We start from the raw sequence: 16,443 nt of genomic DNA on the forward strand, positions 1-16,443 counted from the left end.
ATCATTGTATGGTTGTTAGAATTGATACATTTGCTCAATGTAATTGATGAATGCCCGGTTCACCATTTTCACACCACCTGGTGTAGGATAATTGCCGCTGAAGTACCAATCGCCCGTATGATTCGGACAAGCCTCATGAAGCCCTTCCAACGGCTGATAAACGATTTCTACTTTGGCTTTCGTCCCTTTCGGTGTCAGCAGTTCCACCATTTTGGCGGAGATTTCTTCATCAGTGAAAGGAGCATAGATGTCTTTTACATAGTTCACCATCTGCTCTTTCGGTAGTCCTACCTGGTCTTTGGATTTACGATAAGCAGCCGCAATCACATCTTTCATATCACGTTCTTTCAAAAGCTCGATAGCTGCCTTGAAAGCGATAAATTCGCTCATCTTCGCCATGTCTATACCGTAATAATCAGGATAACGCACTTGTGGAGAAGAAGATACGATGACAATCTTCTTCGGGCTGAGACGGTCGAGAATACCGATAATACTTTGTTTCAGTGTCGTGCCACGCACAATGCTGTCGTCAATTATCACCAGGTTGTCGACACCGGGTACAAGACTTCCGTATGTAATGTCATATACATGCGCTGCCAAGTCATTGCGGCTGTTTCCTTCAGCAATGAAAGTACGGAGTTTGATATCCTTGATAGCCACCTTTTCACTACGGATACGGCGGGAAAGGATGACTTCCAGTTCTTCCATATTCGGATTATGCCCCAATGCGGCAATCTGCTGCACTTTCTCTTCGTTCAGATAAACGTCCAGTCCTTGCAACATACCGTAAAAAGCTACTTCTGCAGTATTCGGGATAAAAGAAAAAACCGTATGATCGATGTCATTATTGATAGCCTTCAGGATTCTCGGAACCAATTTCTCGCCCAGTAGCTTTCTTTCTTTATAGATATCTACATCACTACCACGGGAAAAATAGATGCGTTCGAAAGAACAAGCCTGTTTTTCACGAGGCTTATTAATTTGTGATGTCCGCAGTTTACCTTCTTTGCTAATTAACAAAGCCTGTCCGGGTTGCAGTTCTTTAATTTCCTCTACAGGGACATTGAAAGCTGTCTGGATAACCGGACGCTCGGAAGCTAAAACAGCTATCTCGTCATCCTGATACCAGAATGCGGGGCGAATCCCCCACGGGTCGCGGATAGCGAAAGATTCACCGCTTCCGGTCAGTCCGCAGATAACGTATCCCCCATCCCACTCACGGCTGGAAGTACGCAATACATTAGCCAGGTCGATATGCTCTTCTATATAATTGGTGATACCCATACCGGTGAGCCCGTCGGCCTCGGCAAGATTAAAGACACGTTCTACTTCACGATCAAGACGGTGTCCCACTTGCTCCAGCATGATATAGGTATCGGCATATTTTCGCGGATGCTGGCCGATAGCTGTAATACGGGCAAAGATTTCGTCCACGTTCGTCATATTGAAGTTACCGCAGAGAGCCAGATTCTTGGCGCGCCAGTTGTTTCTTCTCAAAAACGGATGTACATAAGAGATTCCGGATTTCCCGGTGGTAGAGTAACGGAGATGTCCCATATATGCCTCACCGGCAAAAGGCAAAGTTCGTTTGGCATACTCCGCATCATGCAGTTGTTCGGGAGTCAAATCCTTGAAATTGGTCTGCACATTTTCAAAGATTTCGGTAATAGCACCGGAACCCAGAGCACGTTCGCGAAACATATATTCTTCGCCCGGATTGGCTTCCAGTTTCACGCAAGCCAGTCCCGCACCTTCCTGCCCACGGTTGTGCTGCTTCTCCATCAGCAGATAAAGCTTGTTCAAACCATACATCCACGTTCCGTACTTCTTTTCGTAATACTCCAGCGGTTTAAGCAGGCGTATCATGGCAACGCCACATTCATGTTTCAATTGTTCCATTTATACAAATCCAAATTACCTGTTATATATATTACAAGGATTATTCCACAGTGACAGATTTAGCTAAGTTCCGGGGCTGATCCACGTCCATTCCCTTACAAACCGCAATGTGATAAGCAAGCAATTGAAGAGGTACCGTAGTAATTAACGGATTAAGACACTCGATTGTTTCAGGAAGCTCGATACTGCAATCGGCAATCTTGCTGATAACCGTATCTCCTTTTGTCACAAAAGCAATCACCTTTCCCTTCCGCGCCTTGATTTCCTGAATATTGCTCAGCACTTTTTCATACAAAGCGTTTTGGGTGACAATCACTACTACGGGCATTTCCGCATCAATCAAAGCAATCGGACCGTGCTTCATCTCCGCAGCCGGATAACCTTCAGCGTGAATATACGAAATTTCTTTCAACTTCAACGCACCTTCGAGAGCTACGGGATAACTATATCCGCGTCCCAAATAAATAAAATTATGCGCATAGGTGAATGTTTTCGAGAGCTCCGCCAATTTATCATTCAACTCCAACACTTCTTTCATCTTCTCAGGAATCTGATTCAATTCCCGCACGACCGAAAGATAATACTGCTCGTCAATCATTCCTTTTTCTTTAGCTAATGTCAATGCCAGCATCGCCAACACAGTGACCTGTCCCGTGAATGCTTTGGTAGAGGCCACTCCAATCTCCGGGCCTACGTGAATATACGAACCGGTGTGAGTGGCACGGGGAATCGAAGAACCGATAGCATTACAAATTCCATATATAAATGCCCCACGGCTCTTTGCCAATTCCACCGCAGCCAATGTATCGGCAGTCTCACCACTCTGCGAGATGGCAATCACTACATCTTGTTCGTTAATCACAGGGTCGCGGTAACGAAATTCGGAAGCATACTCCACTTCTACCGGTATGCGGCAGAAACTCTCAATCAGTTGTTTGCCGATAAGTCCGGCATGCCAGGAAGTTCCGCAAGCCACAATAATAAAACGTTTGGCACTCAGCAGTCTCTCCTTATTATCAATCACTGCCGAAAGCACTACGTTGTCCGCATCTACATTGATACGTCCGCACATACAATCATGGATACAGTCCGGCTGTTCGAAAATCTCTTTCAACATAAAGTGCGGATAACCGCCCTTTTCCAATTGTCCGAGATTCAGTTCCACTTTCTTCACCTCAGGAGTCATTTCTACATTATTCAAATCAACGACTTTCAAATCTTCCCTCCTGCTTATTACAGCAATCTCTCCGTCTTCCAGATAAACCACCTTATCTGTATATTCTACAATCGGAGTGGCATCCGAAGCTAGAAAAAATTCATCTTCTCCAATACCCACCACCAACGGGCTGCTTTTACGGGCTGCGATAATCTCATCCGGATGCTCTTTATCAAGAACGGCAATCGCATAAGCACCAATCACCTCTCCCAGTGCCAACTGAACGGCGGCCAGCAAACTAACCTGATTGGTAACTTTCATGTATTCTATTAATTGAACGAGGACTTCGGTATCTGTACTGCTTTTAAAAATGTAGCCTTTGGCTTGAAGTTTTTCTTTGAGGACGGCGTAGTTTTCAATGATACCGTTATGAATGAGAGCGAGTTTTTCGGAAGAAGAGTAATGAGGATGGGCATTAGCTGAACAAGGTTCCCCGTGAGTGGCCCAACGGGTATGGGCAATTCCGATTGTACCGGAAATATCTTTCTGTGTGACGAAATTTTCGAGTTCGGAGACTTTCCCTTTCGTCTTATACACATTCAACTGTTGGTTATCACTGATTAATGCTACCCCTGCGCTGTCATATCCACGATACTCTAATCGTTTCAACCCTTTTATAAGGATGGGGTAGGCTTTTCTTTTACCAATATAGCCTACTATTCCACACATATTATGATATTTTTATTTCGGCTGCAAATATACACATTCCAAATAACATAAAGATAATAATTTCGATATTTATTTGACAGAAACGCATAAAAAAGTTACAAACACATCAAAACGTTAAATAATACAATCTTTTTATCTCAAAAAGAAACAAATTACAATCACTTTCAAATAATAGATAGCAAGCTAACAAATTAAAAGCTATTCAAATGATTTTAATTACAAATTAAAAGAATAAAGAACAGACTTTGTTTTTCGTGTCACAGAAAGGTAACATCTTACTATCATTATGAAATTAAATATTTATTTTTGCCAAACATTTTGATACATCAAATAGGTATTATCATACAATAAAGCTAGTAAGAATGAAGAAACAAGAACTTTTTAACAACGAAACAGAAGGATTCCCTTACCAACGACAGTCCAAACAGACGGGCTTGTACGAAGCGGCATACGAACACGATGCCTGCGGTGTTGGTATGCTGGTAAACATTCACGGAGAAAAGTCACACGACATTGTTGAGTCGGCTTTAAAGGTATTGGAGAACATGCGCCACCGTGGCGCCGAGGGTGCGGACAACAAGACCGGAGACGGTGCAGGCATTATGTTACAAATCCCGCATGAGTTTATTCTATTACAAGGTATTCCCGTTCCGGAAAAGGGACGTTATGGTACCGGTCTGCTTTTTCTGCCCAAAAATGAAAAAGACCAGTCAGCTATTTTGAGTATCATCATCGAAGAAATCGAAAAGGAAGGACTTACGCTGATGCATCTGCGAAACGTCCCGACCTGCCCGGAAATCCTGGGAGAAGCGGCTTTGGCTAATGAGCCGGATATCAAACAGATGTTTGTCACCGGATTTACGGAAACAGAGACCGCCGACCGCAAGCTATATCTAATCCGTAAGAGAATCGAAAATAAAATCCGGATGTCAGCCATTCCGACAAAAGAGGACTTTTATGTTGTTTCGCTCTCCACAAAAAGCATTATATATAAAGGTATGCTTTCGTCATTACAGCTACGCAACTATTATCCCGACCTGACAAATAGTTACTTTACCAGCGGACTGGCTTTGGTACATTCCCGCTTCAGTACCAACACGTTCCCGACATGGGGATTGGCACAGCCTTTCCGTCTTCTGGCACACAATGGCGAAATCAATACGATTCGCGGTAACCGCGGCTGGATGGAAGCCCGCGAAAGTGTACTATCCTCTCCCACTCTCGGAGATATAAAAGAAATTCGTCCTATTATACAGCCGGGTATGAGTGACAGTGCTTCACTGGATAATGTCTTGGAATTTTTAGTAATGTCGGGATTGAGCCTGCCTCACGCAATGGCAATGCTTGTACCGGAGTCTTTCAATGAGAAAAATCCCATCAGTGAAGATTTGAAGTCTTTTTATGAATACCACTCTATACTAATGGAACCTTGGGACGGGCCTGCCGCCCTGCTGTTCAGCGACGGACGTTTTGCCGGTGGTATGCTCGACCGTAACGGCCTGCGTCCCGCCCGTTACCTGATTACGAAAAATGACATGATGGTGGTTGCTTCGGAAGTCGGCGTAATGGATTTCGAACCGGGAGATATTAAAGAAAAAGGACGGCTGCAACCGGGTAAGATTCTATTGGTTGACACGGAAAAGGGCGAAATATATTACGATGGTGAACTGAAAAAACAACTGGCGGAAGCTAAGCCTTACCGCACATGGCTGTCTACCAACCGTATCGAACTGGACGAATTGAAAAGCGGACGCAAAGTGCCTCATCATGTAGAGAACTACGACCGGATGCTCCGTACTTTCGGCTATTCAAAAGAGGACATCGAAAAACTGATTATGCCCATGGCCAGCACCGGCGCAGAACCAATTCATTCAATGGGTAACGATACTCCTTTGGCAGTGCTTTCGGACAAACCGCAATTGCTTTACAATTATTTCCGCCAGCAATTCGCCCAAGTGACGAATCCACCGATCGACCCGCTACGCGAGGAACTGGTGATGTCATTGACGGAATATATCGGTGCTGTCGGCATGAACATTCTGACACCGAGCGAAAGCCACTGCAAGATGGTGCGTCTGAACCATCCGATTCTAAGCAATACCCAATTGGATATTCTATGTAATATCCGCTATAAAGGTTTTAAGACTGTAAAGCTTCCAATGCTTTTTGAAGTAAAGAAAGAAAAGGCTGGTCTTCAGGAAGCACTAAGCGAACTATGCAAAATGGCGGAAGAATCCGTGACGGAAGGCGTGAACTATATCATTCTGAGTGACCGTGATGTGGATGCCGACCATGCAGTAATCCCGTCTCTCTTAGCAGTAAGCGCTGTTCATCATCACCTGGTTTCCGTAGGCAAACGCGTTCAGACTGCACTGGTAGTAGAAAGCGGCGAGATACGCGAAGTGATGCACGCAGCCTTATTACTTGGTTTCGGAGCGAGCGCATTGAATCCGTATATGGCATTTGCAGTGCTTGACAAATTGGTGAAAGACAGAGATATACAATTGGACTATGCTACAGCCGAGAAAAATTATATCAAGTCCATCTGCAAAGGTTTGTTCAAGATAATGAGTAAGATGGGTATCTCTACCATCCGTTCATACCGCGGTGCAAAGATTTTCGAAGCTGTCGGTTTGAGCGAAGAGTTAAGCAAGGCTTATTTCGGGGGACTCGGTTCACCGATTGGCGGTATCCGGTTGGAAGAGATTGCCAGAGATGCCATTGCTTTCCACGAAGAAGGCTTTGCCGAAAAAGCCAGCGGTTTATTGCCGAACAAAGGGTTATATTCTTTCCGCAAAGACGGAGAAAAGCATGCATGGAATCCCGAAACAATCAGTACGCTACAATTAGCTACCCGACTAGGCAGTTATAAAAAATTCAAAGAATATACCCACATGGTAGATGAAAAGGAGAAACCTATCTTCCTGCGTGATTTCCTGGGATTCCACCGCAATCCGATTTCTATCGACCAGGTAGAGCCGGTAGAGAATATCCTGCACCGTTTTGTTACGGGGGCCATGTCTTTCGGCTCTATCAGCAAAGAGGCTCACGAGGCAATGGCTATCGCCATGAATAAGATTCACGGACGCAGTAATACCGGTGAGGGCGGCGAAGACGCTTCCCGTTTTCAGCCGCTACCGGACGGCACTTCTTTGCGAAGTGCAATCAAGCAGGTTGCTTCGGGACGTTTTGGTGTAACGGCGGAATACTTGGTCAATGCAGACGAGATTCAGATTAAGATAGCCCAAGGAGCAAAACCGGGTGAAGGCGGACAACTTCCAGGATTCAAAGTAAACGACGTAATTGCCAAGACACGCCACTCTATTCCAGGAATTTCTCTGATTTCTCCCCCGCCCCATCACGATATTTATTCGATTGAGGATTTGGCTCAATTGATCTTCGATTTGAAAAACGTGAATCCACAAGCCAAAATTAGCGTAAAACTGGTTGCGGAAAGTGGTGTAGGCACGATTGCCGCGGGTGTGGCAAAGGCAAAAGCGGACTTAATCGTTATTTCCGGTGCCGAAGGGGGTACGGGAGCCTCTCCCGCTTCTTCTATCCGTTATGCGGGTATCTCTCCCGAACTGGGATTGAGCGAGACACAGCAGACATTGGTATTGAACGGACTCCGTGGTCAGGTGGTTCTGCAAGCTGACGGACAATTGAAAACCGGACGGGATATTATCTTAATGGCATTGATGGGAGCCGAAGAGTATGGTTTTGCCACTTCTGCACTGATTGTATTAGGTTGTGTGATGATGCGTAAATGTCATCAGAATACTTGTCCTGTGGGAGTTGCCACACAGAATGAGGAGTTACGTAAACGTTTCCATGGACGCAGTGAATATTTAGTCAACTTCTTCACATTCCTGGCGCAGGAAGTCCGTGAACATCTGGCCGAAATGGGATTCACCCGAATGGATGATATTATCGGACGTACAGACTTAATTGAACGTAAGTCCAGAGCAGATGACCCGAATCCGAAGCATGCGTTAATTGATTTCACCAGGATGCTGGCACGTATTGATAACGTTGCTGCCATTCGTCATGTCACCGACCAGGATCATGGAATCTCTACTGTAAAGGATGTGGCTATCATTGATGCCGCTCAAGATGCTATTGAACACGAGAAAGAAATCTCCCTGGAATATACGATCGCAAATACAGACCGAGCAATAGGCGCCATGCTTTCAGGAGTTATCGCGAAGAAACATGGTGCTAAGGGATTGCCGGAGCACACGCTGAATGTGAAATTCAAAGGCTCGGCAGGCCAGTCTTTCGGTGCTTTCCTTGTACCGGGCGTCAACTTCAAACTGGAAGGTGAAGCGAACGATTATTTGGGTAAAGGGCTGAGTGGAGGACGTATTGCCGTACTTCCCCCTATCCGTAGTAACTTCGAAGCTGACAGGAATACAATTGCAGGTAATACATTGCTTTATGGTGCCACAAGTGGTGAAGTGTATATCAACGGACGTGTAGGAGAACGTTTCGCTGTACGCAACTCGGGTGCCATCGCTGTAGTGGAAGGTGTAGGCGACCACTGTTGCGAATATATGACCGGCGGACGCGTCGTAGTCCTCGGGCAGACCGGACGTAACTTTGCTGCCGGTATGAGTGGCGGTGTAGCCTATGTATGGAACAAAGACGGTAACTTCGATTATTTTTGTAATATGGAGATGGTGGAATTATCCCTTATCGAAGAGGCAAGCTACCGGAAAGAATTACACGAACTGATTCGTCAACACTACCTGTACACAGGTTCCAAACTGGCACGAACAATGCTTGATGACTGGAATCATTATGTAGATCAATTCATCCAGGTAGTACCCATCGAATACAAAAAAGTATTGCAGGAAGAACAGATGAGAAAGTTACAACAGAAAATTGCAGATATGCAAAGAGACTATTAACCATCAACCGGCAAGGTACCGGAACCAGTTTTCTATGACTAAAATTAAACTTAAAAACTTAAAAAGAATATGGGAGACCCTAGAGCTTTTTTAAATATACCCCGGCAGGAAGCGGGATACCGCCCTGTAAGCGAACGAATCACTGATTACAGTCAGGTAGAACAAACGTTGAATACAAACAGCCGTAAGTTGCAGGCTTCCCGCTGCATGGATTGTGGCGTACCGTTCTGCCACTGGGCATGCCCGATAGGGAATAAACAACCGGAATGGCAGGATGCATTATTCAAAGGAAAATGGAAAGAGGCATACGAAATCCTGTCATCTACTTGTGATTTTCCAGAATTTACAGGACGTATCTGTCCTGCCCTCTGTGAAAAATCCTGTGTGCTAAAACTGTCATGCGACCAACCTGTGACGATTCGTGAAAACGAAGCGGCCATTGTTGAAGCAGCTTTCCGCGAAGGATATATACAGGTACAAAACCCGAAAAGAAACGGAAAAAAAGTAGCGGTTATTGGTGCGGGGCCTGCCGGACTGGTTGTAGCGAACCAGTTGAATCTGAAAGGATACAGTGTTACATTATTCGATAAGGACGAAGCTCCCGGCGGACTGCTCCGCTTTGGCATCCCCAACTTCAAACTAGATAAGAATGTGATCGACCGCCGCATGAATATATTAGTTGCGGAAGGAGTAAAGTTTGAAATGGGAGTAGAAATTGATGTCAATCACTTGCCGGAAGGATTCGATGCTTATTGTATCTGCACAGGAACACCGACAGCACGCGATTTAAGCATTCCGGGAAGAGAATTGAAAGGTATCCATTTTGCCCTCGAAATACTGGCTCAACAAAACAGGATTTTGGCAGGGCAGACTTTCCCAAAAGATAAATTAGTGAATGCCAAAGGAAAAAAGGTGCTTGTCATCGGTGGTGGAGATACGGGGTCCGATTGTATCGGAACCAGCGTGCGCCAAGGAGCCATCAGTGTAACTCAAATTGAAATCATGCCCAAACCACCTGTGGGACATAATCCGGCTACTCCGTGGCCGCAATGGCCGATAGTCTTCAAAACGACTTCCAGCCACGAAGAAGGTTGCACACGCCGTTGGTGCCTGACTTCCAACCAGTTCCTCGGAAAGAATGGAAAAGTGACAGGCGTAGAAGTAGAAGAGGTGGAATGGGTTCCGGCAACAGACGGTGAACGCCCGACAATGAAACCTACCGGAAAAAAAGAGGTAATAGAGGCGGATATGGTATTGTTGGCTATGGGATTCTTGAAACCGGAGCAACCGCAATTTGCCGATAATGTATTTCTTGCCGGAGATGCAGCTACCGGAGCCAGTTTGGTAGTACGCGCCATGGCAGGCGGACGGAAAGCCGCCACAGAGATAGATGCTTATTTAATGACTAAAAATTAAAGTTATGTGTGGAATAGCAGGTATACTCAACATAAAAGCCCAAACCAAGGAGCTAAGAGATAAAGCACTGAAAATGGCTCAGAAAATCCGTCATCGCGGGCCGGACTGGAGCGGAATCTATGTAGGCGGAAGTGCCATCCTGGCACACGAACGTCTTTCTATTGTCGACCCGCAAAGTGGCGGGCAACCCTTATACTCGCCCGACCGTAAACAGGTGCTCGCCGTAAACGGTGAAATCTACAACCACCGCGATATTCGTGCAAAATATGCCGGGAAATATGATTTTCAAACAGGCAGTGATTGCGAGGTTATTCTTGCCCTTTATAAAGATAAAGGTATCCATTTCCTGGAAGATATCAGCGGTATCTTTGCCTTTGTCCTTTATGACGAAGAGAAAGATGAGTTCCTGATTGCCCGTGACCCTATCGGCGTCATACCTTTATATATAGGTAAAGACAAAGACGGAAAAATCTACTTCGGCAGCGAACTGAAAGCTCTTGAGGGATTTTGCGATGAATACGAATTATTCCTTCCGGGACATTACTATTACAGTAAAGAAGGAAAAATGAAACGATGGTATTCACGTAGCTGGACAGAATATGAAACAGTAAAAGATAACGATGCGAAAGCCGACGATGTGAAAAAAGCATTGGAAGATGCCGTTCATCGTCAGTTAATGAGTGATGTACCTTACGGAGTACTTCTTTCCGGTGGCCTGGACAGTTCTGTCATTTCCGCCATTGCGAAGAAATATGCAGCCAAACGTATAGAAACAGACGGAGCAAGTGATGCATGGTGGCCGCAACTTCATTCTTTCGCCATCGGTTTGAAAGGTGCACCCGACCTGATAAAAGCGCGTGAGGTCGCTGAATATATAGGTACGGTACATCACGAAATAAACTACACCGTGCAGGAAGGGCTGGATGCAATCCGTGACGTTATCTATTTTATCGAAACATATGATGTAACCACCGTGCGGGCTTCCACTCCTATGTATCTATTGGCACGTGTCATCAAGTCCATGGGTATCAAGATGGTGTTGAGCGGTGAAGGTGCCGATGAAGTTTTCGGTGGTTATCTCTATTTTCACAAAGCCCCTACTCCACAGGCATTCCACGAAGAAACAGTACGTAAACTATCGAAACTACATATGTATGATTGTCTCCGAGCCAACAAAAGTTTATCGGCCTGGGGTGTAGAGGGACGTGTCCCCTTCCTCGATAAAGAGTTTCTTGATGTAGCAATGACGCTGAATCCGAAAGCCAAAATGTGTCCCGGAAAAGAAATTGAAAAGAAAATCGTACGTGAGGCTTTCGCCGATATGCTGCCGGAAAGCGTGGCATGGAGACAGAAAGAGCAATTCAGTGACGGTGTAGGATATTCCTGGATTGATACATTGAAAGAAATAACCACCGCTGCGGTAAGTGACGAACAAATGACACACGCAGCCGAACGTTTCCCAATCAATACTCCACAAAATAAGGAAGAATATTATTACCGCAGCATCTTTGAAGAGCATTTCCCCAGCGAAAGTGCGGCCCGCTGCGTACCGAGTGTTCCCAGTGTAGCCTGCTCTACAGCAGAAGCGCTGGCATGGGATATTGCCTTCAAAAATCTGAACGAGCCAAGCGGACGCGCAGTAAAAGGAATACATGAAGAAGCCTATACTTAACTCGTCAAAAAGTAATAGAATGGATTATTTCTGTTACTCTTTTGTAGCATTTCTATTCTAAAATTCCAAGGATTAACGCAGATTAGCACATTATTGTCTGATTTGCGTTTTCTTTTTTATAATTTTGAAGCCAAACCCAATTAATCTATTAAACCTTTTAAAGACCAAACAAATGAATTTAAAGAAAATGATGATGGCTTCTGCCCTTTTAGTAACTACTTGCTGTATGCAGGCACAGACAAAAGTAATTGCCCACCGTGGTTTTTGGAAAACTCCGGGTTCATCACAAAACAGTATAACCGCACTTCAAAAAGCAGATTCCATCGGCTGCTACGGTTCAGAATTTGACGTATGGATTGCCAAAGATAACAAGTTGGTTGTCAACCATGACCCCGTTTATAAAATGCGGCCAATGGAATATTCCAAAGGGGATGCACTGACCGGACTGAAACTCTCCAACGGAGAAAACTTGCCTAGTTTAAAGCAATATCTGGAAGCAGGAAAAAAATGCAATGCCAAATTGATACTTGAGCTTAAAGCGCATAGCACCAAGAAACGTGAGACAAAAGCCGTACAGGAAATTCTTGCTATGGTAAAGAGTATGGGATTGGAAAACCGAATGGAATATATCACTTTCTCTCTGCATGCTATGAAAGAATTTATCCGCCTGGTACCTGCTGGAACTCCGGTATTTTATCTGAATGGTGAATTATCTCCAAAAGAATTGAAAGAACTTGGTGCTGCCGGACTTGACTATCACATGGGAGTGATAAAGAAACACCCCGAATGGATTAAAGAAGCTCATGACCTTGGCCTGAAAGTTAATGTATGGACAGTGGACGAAGCAGAGGACATGAAATGGCTGATTGAAAATAAAGTAGACTTCATCACTACCAATGAACCGGTTGTCTTGCAGGAAATCTTAAAATAAACCGGTCTTCAGATACAAACAGCGTGGATAAAGTGGGCATCAACACTCATTTCATCCACGTTTTTACATAAAAATATATCAGGCAGTATCATTATTTGAAATCATCTAATACATCTTTCAGCTCTTCCACCGTCAGTTCTCCTACCTGCCGCCACAGTTCATGCCCTTTATGCAATAAAAGAAAAGCAGGTACAGTCTCTACATTATGTGCATCAGCCACTACTCTGCTTTCTTCTGCATTCACTCTTATCAATTCTACCGTTCTCTTTTCGTAAGTACGGAGTACAGGACCTATCCACTCATAATGAGGCGACCAATCCGCATAGAATACAACCAAAACTAAATGGTTGGTTCTTGCTGCCACTTCTAGTTGTTTTTGTATATCCATAATCTTCTATATTATAATATTGTATGTGGTAGAACAATGAATATAGAAAAAGGTTCTATCATGAGAAAACACCTCAAAAAACTTCATATATTATGGAAGAATATGCAAGACACATCTGTTAAATAATAATTTCAAAGAATCAACCGCCATATTATTTCATTTTAAAACTTAGATAGCATATATAGAAAACGATTGAAAGTTTCCTAAAAACAAATAGAGATTAGATATACTTTCATATAAAATATAAGCCAAAAAGTCATACCTTTGTAACGTTATAAAACAAAAGGATACAACAATAGATAAATAAAAAGCAAAATGACAACCAAAATCAAGTTCACAAAAATGCATGGAGCGGGAAATGACTACATATACGTAGACATCACCAAATGTCCGGTAGCAGCCCCTGAAAAGAAAGCAATCAAATGGAGCAAGTTTCATACAGGAATTGGAAGTGACGGACTCATTTTGATTGGAAACTCTGATAAGGCTGATTTCAGTATGCGTATTTTCAATGCAGACGGTTCGGAAGCCATGATGTGTGGCAACGGAAGCCGTTGCGTAGGCAAATATGTATATGAATACGGCCTAACCGATAAAACAGAAATCACACTGGATACATTGTCGGGAATAAAAATACTGAAACTTCACGTAGAAGGGAAAACAGTTACCGCAGTTACAGTAGATATGGGCCGTCCGTTGGAAACAGAAGAAGTTCATTTTGAAGAGAAGTATCCTTTCCGGTCAACTAAAGTATCAATGGGAAATCCTCATCTAGTTACTTTTGTGGATGATATTACCCGAATTAATTTACCGGAAATCGGTCCTGAACTGGAGAATTATCATCTTTTCCCTGACAGAACAAATGTAGAGTTTGCACAAATTGTCGGCAAAGACACCATACGGATGAGAGTTTGGGAAAGAGGTTCAGGAATTACCCAAGCTTGCGGGACAGGTGCTTGCGCCACAGCAGTAGCCGCCTTCATCAACGGGCTTGCAGGAAGAAAAAGCAATATAATAATGGACGGCGGCACAGTCATCGTTGAATGGGATGAAGCATCGGGACATATATTGATGACGGGACCGGCAACCAAAGTCTTCGATGGGGAAATTGAAGAAGTTGAGAGTTGAAAATGAATACTGTATAGAAACTTAAAACAATAACAATATGGCATTAGTAAATGAACATTTTTTGAAGTTACCGGGAAGTTACTTATTCTCGGATATAGCGAAAAAGGTAAATACTTTCAGAATAACGCATCCCAAACAGGACATCATCCGGCTAGGTATCGGTGATGTTACTCAGCCGCTGCCCAAAGCCTGTATCGAAGCAATGCATAAAGCGGTAGAAGAACTGGGCAATAAAGATACATTCCGCGGATATGGCCCTGAACAGGGATATGATTTTTTGATTGAAGCAATTATAAAGAATGATTTTGCCCCACGCGGGATTCACTTTTCCGCTTCTGAAATATTTGTCAGCGACGGGGCAAAAAGCGATACCGGAAATATAGGTGATATTCTTCGCCATGACAATAGCGTAGGCGTTACAGACCCCATCTATCCGGTATATATTGACAGTAACGTCATGTGCGGACGTGCCGGAGTACTGGAAGAGGAAACGGGCAAATGGAGCAATGTTACATATATGCCCTGTACGAGTGAAAACAACTTCATTCCTGAAATCCCGGACAAACGAATAGATATTGTCTATCTCTGCTATCCGAACAACCCAACCGGCACAACACTAACCAAACCGGAACTGAAGAAATGGGTGGACTATGCTTTGGCAAACGACACGTTAATCCTGTTTGATGCCGCATATGAAGCATATATCCAGGACGAAAACGTCCCCCACTCTATCTACGAAATTAAAGGGGCGAAGAAATGTGCCATTGAATTCCGTAGCTTCTCAAAGACAGCAGGATTCACCGGAGTACGTTGCGGATACACGGTAGTACCGAAAGAGCTTACTGCCGCAACGTTGGAAGGCGACCGCATCCCGCTCAACAGATTATGGAACCGCCGCCAGTGCACCAAGTTCAACGGTACTTCCTACATCACCCAACGGGCTGCGGAAGCTGTTTACAGTGCGGAAGGCAAGGCACAGATTAAAGAAACGATTAACTATTATATGACCAACGCAAAAATCATGAAGGAAGGACTGGAAGCTACCGGATTGAAAGTTTACGGTGGAGTGAACGCGCCCTATTTATGGGTGAAAACTCCGAATGGCCTATCCTCATGGCGATTCTTTGAACAGATGTTGTATGAAGCCAATGTTGTCGGCACTCCCGGTGTGGGCTTCGGACCAAGTGGCGAGGGATATATCCGCCTAACCGCTTTTGGTGAACGCAACGACTGTATTGAAGCTATGAGAAGAATAAAAAACTGGCTCTGATAGTATTTCGCGCGCTACTATATACATGGACCGTACATCCACATTTTTCTAACTTTTAAAGGTAAAAAGACGATGAAAACGACGATTAACAAAAAAAAGGGGGTAATAACAGTAGCATTATTACTGACAGGGCTTGTACCATCCGCGATGATGGCACAAGATAAAGTAGAAGCCTCCGTAGGAGCTGATTTAGTAAGTGGTTACATTTGGCGTGGCCAGGATTTGGGCGGAGTCAGTATTCAGCCTTCACTGGGAGTCGCTTACAAAGGTGTCTCACTCGGAGCATGGGGTTCTGTAGGATTCGAATCGACAGATACAAAAGAGTTGGATTTAACTCTTGGTTATTCGATAGGTGGTTTTAGCGTTTCGGTGACAGATTATTGGTTTAATACACAGGTGGCAACTGGTGTAGACGATGATGGAGAAACGATTTATACAACCAATAAGTATTTTAAGTATGCCGCTCATTCTACGGCTCATGTGTTTGAAGCACAGGTCGGATATGATTTCGGTCTGCTAGCCATCAACTGGTACACGAACTTTGCAGGTGCCGACGGAGTGAAAGAGAATGGTAAAAGGGCTTACTCTTCCTATCTTGCCCTTAGCGCACCGTTCAGATTGGGTGGTCTTGACTGGGCTGTAGATTTAGGCATGGTACCTTGGGAAACAACTTTCTACAATGGCTATACAAGCGGGTTCTCTGTCTCTGACGTCAGCCTCAGAGCTTCCAAGGACATCAAAATAACAGATTCCTTCTCCGTCCCGGCATTTGCCAAAGTATCTGTCAATCCACGCACGGAAGGAGCTTATTTCACATTCGGACTAAGTTTTTAAGAGAGAATTTAGAATATCAAAAGAGTGTATAGGGGCAAGGTGGTTAGAGTTTAGATTTTATCGGTTTGTTGTATGGTAACCTGCTATGGCTACCACTACCCTATACCTCT

The 16,443-nt window shown here is 44.3% G+C and carries 10 protein-coding genes; 7 read left to right on the forward strand and 3 right to left on the reverse strand.

Going from position 1 to position 16,443, the window contains the following annotated elements:
* Positions 1–15 precede the first annotated feature (15 nt).
* Both ACGHVY_RS09445 and glmS read right to left on the reverse strand, forming a co-directional pair.
* Positions 16–1,899 (reverse strand): amidophosphoribosyltransferase, encoded by a 1,884-nt coding sequence (locus ACGHVY_RS09445; protein ID WP_308746226.1) that lies wholly within the window; start codon positions 1,897–1,899, stop codon positions 16–18.
* 40 nt (positions 1,900–1,939) lie between these two features.
* Complete coding sequence (gene glmS, locus ACGHVY_RS09450) at positions 1,940–3,784, reverse strand: glutamine--fructose-6-phosphate transaminase (isomerizing) (protein ID WP_390598620.1); 1,845 nt, start codon at positions 3,782–3,784, stop codon at positions 1,940–1,942.
* Between the two features lie 362 nt (positions 3,785–4,146).
* Between glmS and gltB the strand changes: the two genes are divergently transcribed.
* The 4 genes from gltB to ACGHVY_RS09470 all read left to right on the forward strand — a co-directional run bounded on the left by gltB (position 4,147) and on the right by ACGHVY_RS09470 (position 12,713).
* Positions 4,147–8,694, forward strand: a complete 4,548-nt coding sequence (gene gltB / locus ACGHVY_RS09455; RefSeq protein ID WP_390598622.1) for a glutamate synthase large subunit — start codon at positions 4,147–4,149, stop codon at positions 8,692–8,694.
* A gap of 69 nt (positions 8,695–8,763) precedes the next feature.
* Complete coding sequence (locus tag ACGHVY_RS09460) at positions 8,764–10,110, forward strand: glutamate synthase subunit beta (RefSeq protein WP_390598624.1); 1,347 nt, start codon at positions 8,764–8,766, stop codon at positions 10,108–10,110.
* Between the two features lie 4 nt (positions 10,111–10,114).
* Positions 10,115–11,782: an asparagine synthase B gene (asnB, locus tag ACGHVY_RS09465; RefSeq protein ID WP_308747163.1), complete on the forward strand. Its 1,668-nt coding sequence runs from the start codon at positions 10,115–10,117 to the stop codon at positions 11,780–11,782.
* Between the two features lie 172 nt (positions 11,783–11,954).
* The gene (locus ACGHVY_RS09470) at positions 11,955–12,713 is read left to right on the forward strand and encodes a glycerophosphodiester phosphodiesterase family protein (RefSeq protein WP_390598625.1); all 759 of its coding nucleotides are present in this window, start codon (positions 11,955–11,957) and stop codon (positions 12,711–12,713) included.
* Between the two features lie 91 nt (positions 12,714–12,804).
* Here ACGHVY_RS09470 and ACGHVY_RS09475 read toward each other — a convergent pair whose 3' ends face one another.
* Entirely contained in the window at positions 12,805–13,101 is a 297-nt protein-coding gene (locus ACGHVY_RS09475; RefSeq protein ID WP_308747165.1) for a thioredoxin family protein, read from the reverse strand.
* A gap of 315 nt (positions 13,102–13,416) precedes the next feature.
* On the opposite strand from ACGHVY_RS09475, the gene dapF reads away from it, so the two are divergent.
* The 3 genes from dapF to ACGHVY_RS09490 all read left to right on the forward strand — a co-directional run bounded on the left by dapF (position 13,417) and on the right by ACGHVY_RS09490 (position 16,333).
* On the forward strand, positions 13,417–14,229 hold the full coding sequence (gene dapF, locus ACGHVY_RS09480; protein WP_390598627.1) for a diaminopimelate epimerase: 813 nt from the start codon (positions 13,417–13,419) through the stop codon (positions 14,227–14,229).
* Between the two features lie 37 nt (positions 14,230–14,266).
* Complete coding sequence (locus ACGHVY_RS09485; protein WP_390598629.1) at positions 14,267–15,499, forward strand: LL-diaminopimelate aminotransferase; 1,233 nt, start codon at positions 14,267–14,269, stop codon at positions 15,497–15,499.
* A gap of 72 nt (positions 15,500–15,571) precedes the next feature.
* Entirely contained in the window at positions 15,572–16,333 is a 762-nt protein-coding gene (locus tag ACGHVY_RS09490) for a hypothetical protein (protein ID WP_390598631.1), read from the forward strand.
* Positions 16,334–16,443 lie beyond the last annotated feature (110 nt).

The organism is Bacteroides sp. f07, assembly GCF_042854785.1.
Taxonomy (GTDB): domain Bacteria; phylum Bacteroidota; class Bacteroidia; order Bacteroidales; family Bacteroidaceae; genus Bacteroides.